This is a genomic window from Catenibacterium sp. RTP21428st1_D7_RTP21428_210409 (genome assembly GCF_040227455.1).
Classification (GTDB): domain Bacteria; phylum Bacillota_I; class Bacilli_A; order Erysipelotrichales; family Coprobacillaceae; genus Catenibacterium; species Catenibacterium mitsuoka_A.
This window is the reverse complement of record NZ_JBEHVX010000094.1, coordinates 1-9,069: the sequence shown is the minus strand read 5'-3', so window position 1 is coordinate 9,069 and position 9,069 is coordinate 1. Positions and strand designations below refer to the sequence as shown.

The window sequence follows — 9,069 nt, the reverse complement described above, 5'->3', positions numbered from 1 at the left end:
ATAGTCTATATCCTGAATATTTCTGCTCCACACTTCTCTTAAATCGTTACCTGTAGATTATGGGTATTCAAAAAAATGCTTCATTCTGCGCTGAATGTGGACATTTAACTGTTATCAAAGGAAGAAGCGGATCAGGAAAATCCACATTTCTTAAAGCCTTCCAATTTGCTTATGACTGTATTTATCTTTATGAAGGTGAAAGAATAGATACTCTTGATGAAGAAAATAAACAAAAGTTTATTTATAATCATCTCGCAAATGTTCATCAGATCCCTTTATTTATAGAAGGAATGACTATTGGCAGTCATATTAAACAGCTAGAAAAATTAGGATGTAAAAGAATTCCTGATTATGAAGAACAATTAGGTATAAAACCTCTTGAAAATAAGTATCCTAAAAGCTTATCTGGAGGAGAAAAAACACGTGCTGCTGTTTATTTAGCCTTAATAAGACAGCCTGAAATACTCATCTTAGATGAACCTACTGCTGCGCTTGATGCAGGTTATGCACAGACAATGATTCATATTCTCAAGGAATATGCAGATAAAGGACATTATGTAATTAGTGCATCACATGATAGTAGAATGATTCAAGCAGCTGATACGCTTTATAAAGTGGAGGGTGCATTAATCATAGATAGAGATCTATCCAAAGAGAAGAATCTAATAAAAGCACCTATCATGAAAGATAAAAACATGGATATTCGTTTTTCGCATCGTACTTTCAGAACAGTAATGAATATACTTGTTGCTTTCACGATGATTATATGTGCTTATAGTTATAATATTTATGGAACATATAGTGCTTCTTATGAAGACAAAATTAATTCTGTTGCTTCTAGAGACCTTGTTGTCTACAAAGAAAAATATAAGAATGATTATTATACATACTATTCTGGAGAAACACCTCTGAGTCAACAGGATTACAATAAGATTAAAAGTGTCAGTCACATAGAACGCCTTACATGGAGATATGATGTTAACTATAGTACCTTCTCAGAATGGATGGATGATATGAATGGTGCAACAGAAAATAACTATGATCAGATATCACTATCTGATGGTCATATGAATGGTCGTTCATCCATCTTTATGCTTCAAACTTATGATAGTAGGGATGATTATGCAAACATCACTATTAAACATGCTGATAATAAAGGTGTCTATTTAAGCAATGAAAAAATGGAAGCTTTCTTAGAAGAAAATAACCTTAGACTAGAGGATATTAATATCAAGAAGTTAAAAATAGGATTATGGGTTCCAATACCTGTCTATAATGCTTCTGGTATTTCTCAAACGGGAACATCATCTGATGGTGATGAGTGGGTCGATATCAACACACCTTGTGTTAAACTTGTCTATATGAATCTACCTGTGAGAGGAATTTTAAAACCAGGATCAGCTATAAGTACAAATAGTGTCGGTACAGGAAATCCATATGTTTATATTCCTAGCGACTGTATAACACCTTATATTGAGGCATTTAAAGCCAAAGAAAGTGTTGTCGTTTATAGTATAGAGGATACTCACCTCGAAGAAGGTTTTATAACATTTGAAAATGTTCTTCCTGAAAATTATACTATGAATGATGTAGATGATATCATCATGAAAACACCATGGCGTCCAGATGCTTATACATTAAGAGTAGATAGTCTTAAGAATATCAATAAGGTAAAGAATGAATTAGAAAGATTAGGTTTTAAGGTAGAGGGTGCATTTGTAGATAATGATGCAATTAATTCTCTTATCAATAACAACAAGAAAGTACTAATACAATTCATTGCAGTTGTCTTTATATTATTGTATGGTTTCTATTTTTACCTTAAGTATCTCATTTTAAGAGAAGAGAAACAGACAAGAGACTATCTCTATAACATGGGATTAACAACTAAGAGAATAGATCACAGCTTCTATCGCACATACTTGAAAAACGCATTAATATTAGGTACATTTGTATGGATTCTTCTAGAAGTGATTATGATTTTCACAATAAAGATGATGATTATTCCATTAATCATGCCTATCACAATAATTCATATTGAATTATTCTATGCTTCTTCATTTGTGATAGAATTCTTTATACCTGTATTCATTCAAAAGATGATATCAAAACATAACATCCGTTAAAAAAGACTTCAATTGAAGTCTTTTTAGCTACCACTTCTTATCTTCTTTTCTACAATCTTCATTTACTCTTCTTTCTTTCACAATCTTGTCGAACCATTCAACCATATTAGGATCATTATGAGAGAAGAATAAGCTATTACTAGTATCTAATGTTTTAATAGAATTCATGTCTTCTTCTGTTAATTCAAAATCAAAGACATTGATATTTTCCTGCATTCTTTCAATATGAGTAGACTTGCAAGCAACAATAACACCTCTTTGAACAAGCCATCTCAACATAACCTGGGCAGAACTCTTATTATATTTCTTACCAATAGAAACTAATGTTTCATTAGTAAATAGATTATTTCTTCCTTCACCAAATGGGGCCCATGCTTCCATTTTTACACCATGTTTTTCCATGTTTTCCTGAGCACACCATTGTGCATTAAAAGGATTGACTTCTACCTGGTTCACTGCAGGAATAACCTTTCTATCAAACATACAAATATCTGTCAAACGATCAGGATAGAAATTAGAAACACCAATTGCTTTAATTTTACCTTCCGCATATAACTCTTCTAAAGCACGATAAGCACCATAATAATCACTAAAAGGCTGATGAAGCAAACATAAGTCCAAATAATCTGTTTTTAGTTTTCTTAATGATTCTTCTACTGAAGCCTTACACTCTTCATAACCATAATGATCAATCCACACTTTAGTAGTAATAAAGAGTTCTTCTCTAGGTACACCACATTCCACAATCGCATCTCCTACTTCACTTTCATTGAAATAGCTCTGTGCCGTATCAATGCCTCTATATCCTGACTTAATTGCATCTAAGACACATCTCTTAGTATCTTCTTTAGGAATCTGATAGACTCCAAAACTGATGAGTGGCATTTCTATGCCATTATTTAATTTTACATATTCCATAACGAATACCTCCTACATTTACTGTACTAGACGGTAGTTACTCCCTGTCAAACTTCTCTTGCAATTTCTTATTAAAGTTCTAATATAAAGACAAGGAGGTATACATATGAAGAAGATACTATTATTACTATGTCTCTTATTATGTGCATGTAGTGCTCAAACTGATATAAAGGACTATACAATCATTTATAAGAATAAAGAGGTCTATCCTGGTGTGAGTGCATCAAAGATGTCAGATGCTTTATTTGATTCTAATATTCAATATTCAGAAAAGGATGGAAAAATCCAAACAATCACTCTCTTTACTAAGAAGTATAAACTTAAGAATAGTATTACTGTTGGAACTGATTATTCTACAGTAAAGCATACTTATTCTTCTCCTACTTCTAACCATTACAATAACGGAAAAGGTACAATAACCTATAAATATAAAGAGAAGAATATACAAATTAAGTTTACTTTTAAAGACAAAAAAATTTCAGCATTTTCTTTATCAAAATGTCAAAATAACTATTGACGTATTCGTTTCTCCTATGATATACTCAATTCCGCTGGCCGGTTGGAGAAACGGTTAACTCACATGCCTTTCACGCATGCATTCACGGGTTCGAATCCCGTACCGGTCACCATATTAAATACTACGATCCTTCGGGATCGTTTTTTTATACCTAAATAAAAAAAGATAGCACAAAGGCTATCTGTATAAATCATACAACATTCCATGCTTAAGACTTGATGAATCAATACCTAATACATCTAAAAGTTTATAGGCAAATGCAAATGCTGTGGCCGGTCCTCTACTTGTAATAATATGACCATCTACAACCACTTCTTCTTCAACATATTTACCTGCTTTTAAATAACTTTCTATTTCTTCTCCTGGATAAGAAGTGACTTTCTTATTAGTGATTACACCTGCTTTACCTAGAGCCATAGGTCCTGCACATATAGCTGCAATATATCTTTCTTCATGATCATATTTCTTAATGAGTGAAATAATACGATCATCATCTCTTAAGGTCCATGCCCCTGCTCCTCCAGGAATTACAATCATATCATAATAATCCATGTCTGTAAGTGTCTTATCGGCACGTACAGGAATGTTTCTAGAAGAAATGACAACCTGCTCCTCTTTAATAGAAACAGTGTCTACATCCACCTCTGCACGTCTTAAGATATCTACTACACCTAAGGCTTCTACTTCTTCAAAACCGTCTGCCATTAAAACTGCAACTTTAGCCATACTATTATCCTCCTATCAATGATTGAAACACATATCCTGCAATCATTAATCCTGCACTTGCTGGCACAAATACACTACTACCTGGTGTTCTCTGTCCTGTCTTTGCAGGAATCTCATCTGAATAAGCAACTAAACACTTCTTAATTCTTCTTGCTTTTAATTCTCTTCTCATTACTTTCGCAAGTGGATCAATCTTTGTCTTATAGATATCAGTAATCTGTAAATGAGTTGGATCAAGCTTATTTCCTGTACCCATAGAAGAGATAATAGGTACATTCAATTCTGTACATCTCTTAATCAATTCTATCTTTGCAGTTACTGTATCAATTGCATCAATTACATAATCATATTGAGATAAGTCTATTGTATCAGCATTCTCTGGTAAATAAAATGTATCAAACGTATTTATATTTAAATTTGGATTAATATCTAACATACGTTCTTTAATAATATCTACTTTCTTCTTGCCTACTGTAGAATGTAAGGCAATGATCTGTCTATTGAGATTTGTGATATCCACTGTATCATGATCAAATACATCAATTGTTCCTATACCAGAACGAACCAATCCTTCAATGACATAGCCTCCTACACCACCACAGCCAAACACTGCAACATGTTTAGTCTTCATGATATCAATAGACTCATTACCTGCTACCCATCTTAATCTTGTAAACTGATCATCCATTAGTCCTGCTCCTTGTAGAAATCTAAGAAACTTTTCTTTGATTCATCCCAGTCAGTATAGGCAATAATTGTTTTAAGATTGACATTCTCTACACTCTTAAAGATATTCTGTTCTACCTTAGGATTAATCTTTCTTAATTCTTTAATCAGATTCTTTGTTTCTGCACGTTTAGATGTATGTTCAATTTCTCCACGTGCTTCAGACTCTTCTGTAAAACGACATGCACACTGTAAGAACTTTAAATTAAACTTCTCAGCCCAAGCAATAATATCTTCTTCATGAATCAAATACATAGGACGGATTAATTCCATACCTTTAAAGTTCTTACTATGAAGTTTTGGCATCATAGTCTGGACCTGAGCCCCATACATCATACCCATTAATATTGTTTCTATGACATCTGAATAATGATGGCCTAACGCAATCTTATTACACCCTAATTCCTGTGCTCTATTATATAAGAACCCTCTACGCATTCTTGCACATAAATAACAAGGGTTCTTTTCTATTCCATGTACGACATTGAATATATCTGATTCATAGAACTGAATAGGAATACCTAGCTTTTCCGCATTCTCTTCAATCAGTTTTCTATTGGCAGGATTATAACCTGGATCCATACAAATGAACTCTAAATCAAAATGAAACTTACCATGTCTCTGTAATTCCTGTAATAGCTTCGCAAGAAGCATTGAATCCTTCCCACCTGAAATACATACCGCAATCTTATCACCGGGTTCAATGAGTTCATAATCCTGAATACCCTTAATAAATCTACGCCATAAAGGTTTTCTAAAGTTTGTAATAATACTACGTTCTATCGCTTTAATGTTATCCATTGTTTCACCTCTAGTTCCTACTAAATACATAGGAATATACTCTAAAATTCAAGGTTATCCTCTAAGGATAACCTTACTAAAAAACATTATAAACAGTTAATAGGCATAAATGCAATTATTATCGACCAAAATAAGCGTCAATACCATTCGCAATACCTTCCGCAATTTTCTGCTGGAAATCACTGTTGTTTAACTTTCTATCTTCATCACCATTAGAAATGAATCCCATCTCAAGTAAGCATACAGGTGTCTTACACCAGTTGATTCCACTTAAATCATTACGTGCTGCCATTCCTCTATTTCTAATACCTGTTGTACTACAATAATGATTCAGTACTGTTCTTCCTAAAGATTGTGAAGCAGACACATTACCTGCACTCATATAAGGATTTCCATTAGCTGGTTCCTGTACACTTGCACCAGTGACACCGCTATTACCAATACCATCACAATGTAATCTAATAAAAGCACCAGCACCTGCATTATTAGCCATTTCAGCTCTTTCTCTATTAGAAATATTTACATCATTCGTTGTACGAATCATGACAACCTTATACCCTCTAGACTGTAAAACATCTCTTAGTTTCAAACTCACATTAAGAGTTGTCTGGTATTCAGGAATACGTGTGGCAGTTCCTGTTGCTCCACCTGCGACCTTAGCCTTTTGTGTTGAAGCACCAGGACCAATAGGTTCCAATTGTGAATTACCTCTCGCCTGATGTCCTGCATCAATAGCTACCACATTATTATTTATCGCAACAGGTGCCTGTTGTCTTTTTACTTCTTCCTGTCTTTTAGCTTCCTCAGCTTTTTTCTGTTCCTCTAGTTTTTTCTGTTCTTCTAATTTCTTCTGTTCTTCTATTTGTTTCTGTTCTTCTAGTTTCTTAGCTTCTTCTTCCTTCTTCTTTTGTTCTTCTAATTTCTTAGCTTCCTTTTCCTTTTTCTTTTGTTTCTCTACTACTGCAGTATCTTTCTTTTTTGCCTCTTTTGTAGTACCACATGCCACAAACAATATACTACATAATAATAAGCATAATAATCTTTTCATCGTTTCACCCTTCCTTATTTTTAATAATATACTATTTTAGAGGTAAAAAAAAGATAACAGATGTAACTCTGTTATCTTGTGAATAGTGTACCACTACCATCCTTAGATAATATTTCAATAAGAATAGAATGTGGAATACGACCATCAATAATGACTGCTTTTGACATATTGCCTTTTAATGCATGAGTAATACAATCCACTTTAGGAATCATACCTCCTGCAATAATACCTTCTGCTTTTAAGTTTTCTACATCCTGGATAGATACCTCTGGAATCAATGTCTTTTCATCATGAGGATCTCTTAATAAACCAGGAATATCACTAACCACAATCAGGTTTTCTGCTTCTAGACTATCTGCAATAGCTGCTGCTGCATAATCTGCATTCACATTATAACTATGACCTTCATCATCCATTGCGATAGACGCAATAACTGGAATATATCCACTCTTGATTGCATCCTTAATGATTTCATTGTTTACCTGTGTAACAGTGCCTACATAACCTAATTCGTCTTTTATCTTCTTCGCCTCTAATAACTTATTATCAATACCACAAAGACCTACTGCACGGCCTCCCCCATTCATTATTAGCTTTACAAGATTCTTATTGACTTTACCGGCTAATACTTCCTGTACGATATCAATTGTTTCTTCATCAGTATAACGTAACCCATTAATAAACTTTGATTCTATACCAGAACGTTTTAATGCCTTATTGATTTCAGGCCCCCCACCATGAACCAATACCACATTAATACCAACTAAAGTCATTAGACATATATCAGAAATGACATTGTTCATCAATTCTTCATTGATCATCGCATTTCCACCATATTTTACTACTACTGTCTTACCATTGTATTCCTGTAAATAAGGAACAGCTTCAGATAAGATTTTTGCTCGATATATTTCTCTTTCTTCCATTATGTTCTATATTCCCCATTAATTTTTACATAATCATAAGTTAGATCACAGCCCCATGCTGTTGCATCCCATATTCCATCATTCAAATCAATATTAATATCAATTTCATCTTCAGATAAGACCTTTAATGCTTTTTCTTCATCAAAGATAACACCCATGCCCTTCTCACAAACATGAATATCTCCTGCAGGTGAAGCTAATGTCACGGATACTTTGTTGATGTCTAGATCAGCATCAGAATAACCAATAGCACATAAGATACGACCCCAATTCGCATCTCTACCAAACATCGCTGCTTTAAATAAAGTAGAAGTGATTACACTCTTTGCGACAATCTTGGCATCCTGTAATGTCTTCGCGTTCTTGACATTGCATGTAAGCAGTTTAGTTGCTCCTTCACCATCTTTCGCAATACCACGAGATAATTGTTCACAGATATGATATAACGCATCCTTCATAATATTATAAGACTGATCCTTTAAGACAATCTTATTATTTTGTGCCATACCATTTGACAATACACATAACATATCATTAGTAGATGTATCCCCATCAACACTGACCATATTAAATGTATCATCTACAACTTCATGTACCATTGCTTCTAAACATTCTTTAGAAATAGCTACATCACTTGTTACAAAGGCAAGCATTGTTGCCATATTTGGATGAATCATACCAGAACCCTTTGCGATAGCCCCAATATGACATTTAGCATTACCTAATTTAAACTCTACTGCATATTCTTTAGGCTGTGTATCAGTTGTCATGATTCCATAACATGCATCATGAGACCCATCTACATTTAATCCCTTTACAAGTTCTTTCATATGAGCTTTAAAAGGATCAATAGACATAGGCTGCCCAATAACACCAGTAGAAGCGACAATAATATCATCTTCCTTTAAACCTAATTCCTTTGCAGCTAAAGCACATACTTCATTCGCAAGCTCAATACCATTTGAATTACATGTATTCGCATTACCTGAGTTACAGATAATTGCTCTTGCACGCCCATTCTTTAAATGCTGCTTTGTAACTGTCAAAGGAGCACCTTTTACTTTATTTTGTGTATATGTTGCAGCTGCTGTACATAACTCTTCACTCACAATAAGAGATAAATCCTTCTTAGATTTATTCTTTCTCATTCCTGCATGAATACCATTTGCGCTAAATCCAATTGGTGCACAAACACCACCAAGTATATCTTTCATGATTTCCTCCATTTCCCCGCGCCTTCGTTGCGCGGACACAAATATATAACCAAACTCAAATCCACCA

The 9,069-nt window shown here is 33.9% G+C and carries 9 protein-coding genes and 1 tRNA gene; 3 read left to right on the top strand and 7 right to left on the bottom strand.

From position 1 onward, the window contains the following. Positions 1 to 59: 59 nt before the first annotated feature. Positions 60 to 2,126, top strand: a complete 2,067-nt coding sequence (locus ABUA27_RS11000; RefSeq protein ID WP_349820711.1) for an ATP-binding cassette domain-containing protein — start codon at positions 60 to 62, stop codon at positions 2,124 to 2,126. 27 nt (positions 2,127 to 2,153) lie between these two features. Here the strand turns inward: ABUA27_RS11000 and ABUA27_RS10995 are convergent, their stop codons facing one another. Then, entirely contained in the window at positions 2,154 to 3,044 is an 891-nt protein-coding gene (locus ABUA27_RS10995) for an aldo/keto reductase (RefSeq protein WP_288835128.1), read from the bottom strand. A 106-nt stretch (positions 3,045 to 3,150) separates the two neighbouring features. On the opposite strand from ABUA27_RS10995, the gene ABUA27_RS10990 reads away from it, so the two are divergent. Then, entirely contained in the window at positions 3,151 to 3,561 is a 411-nt protein-coding gene (locus ABUA27_RS10990; protein ID WP_287968552.1) for a hypothetical protein, read from the top strand. Positions 3,562 to 3,597: 36 nt separating this feature from the next. Then, positions 3,598 to 3,673, top strand: a tRNA-Glu gene (locus ABUA27_RS10985). Between the two features lie 65 nt (positions 3,674 to 3,738). Here ABUA27_RS10985 and ABUA27_RS10980 read toward each other — a convergent pair. The 6 genes from ABUA27_RS10980 to argJ all read right to left on the bottom strand — a co-directional run. Beyond that, a complete protein-coding gene (locus ABUA27_RS10980; RefSeq protein WP_006506239.1) occupies positions 3,739 to 4,287 on the bottom strand; it encodes a DJ-1 family glyoxalase III in 549 nt (182 codons plus the stop codon). 4 nt (positions 4,288 to 4,291) lie between these two features. Then, positions 4,292 to 4,975 (bottom strand): tRNA threonylcarbamoyladenosine dehydratase, encoded by a 684-nt coding sequence (locus tag ABUA27_RS10975; protein WP_129980742.1) that lies wholly within the window; start codon positions 4,973 to 4,975, stop codon positions 4,292 to 4,294. After that, complete coding sequence (locus ABUA27_RS10970) at positions 4,975 to 5,814, bottom strand: tRNA 2-thiocytidine biosynthesis TtcA family protein (RefSeq protein WP_281073027.1); 840 nt, start codon at positions 5,812 to 5,814, stop codon at positions 4,975 to 4,977. Before ABUA27_RS10970 ends, ABUA27_RS10975 begins: the two co-directional genes overlap by 1 nt. A 118-nt stretch (positions 5,815 to 5,932) precedes the next feature. Beyond that, a complete protein-coding gene (locus ABUA27_RS10965; RefSeq protein ID WP_288835130.1) occupies positions 5,933 to 6,862 on the bottom strand; it encodes an N-acetylmuramoyl-L-alanine amidase in 930 nt (309 codons plus the stop codon). Between the two features lie 71 nt (positions 6,863 to 6,933). Then, a complete protein-coding gene (gene argB, locus ABUA27_RS10960) occupies positions 6,934 to 7,788 on the bottom strand; it encodes an acetylglutamate kinase (RefSeq protein WP_217747700.1) in 855 nt (284 codons plus the stop codon). Continuing rightward, positions 7,788 to 9,069, bottom strand: a 1,282-nt coding sequence (gene argJ / locus ABUA27_RS10955) for a bifunctional glutamate N-acetyltransferase/amino-acid acetyltransferase ArgJ (protein ID WP_502879708.1), incomplete at its 5' end; no start/stop codon positions are given. The genes argJ and argB, both read right to left, overlap by 1 nt.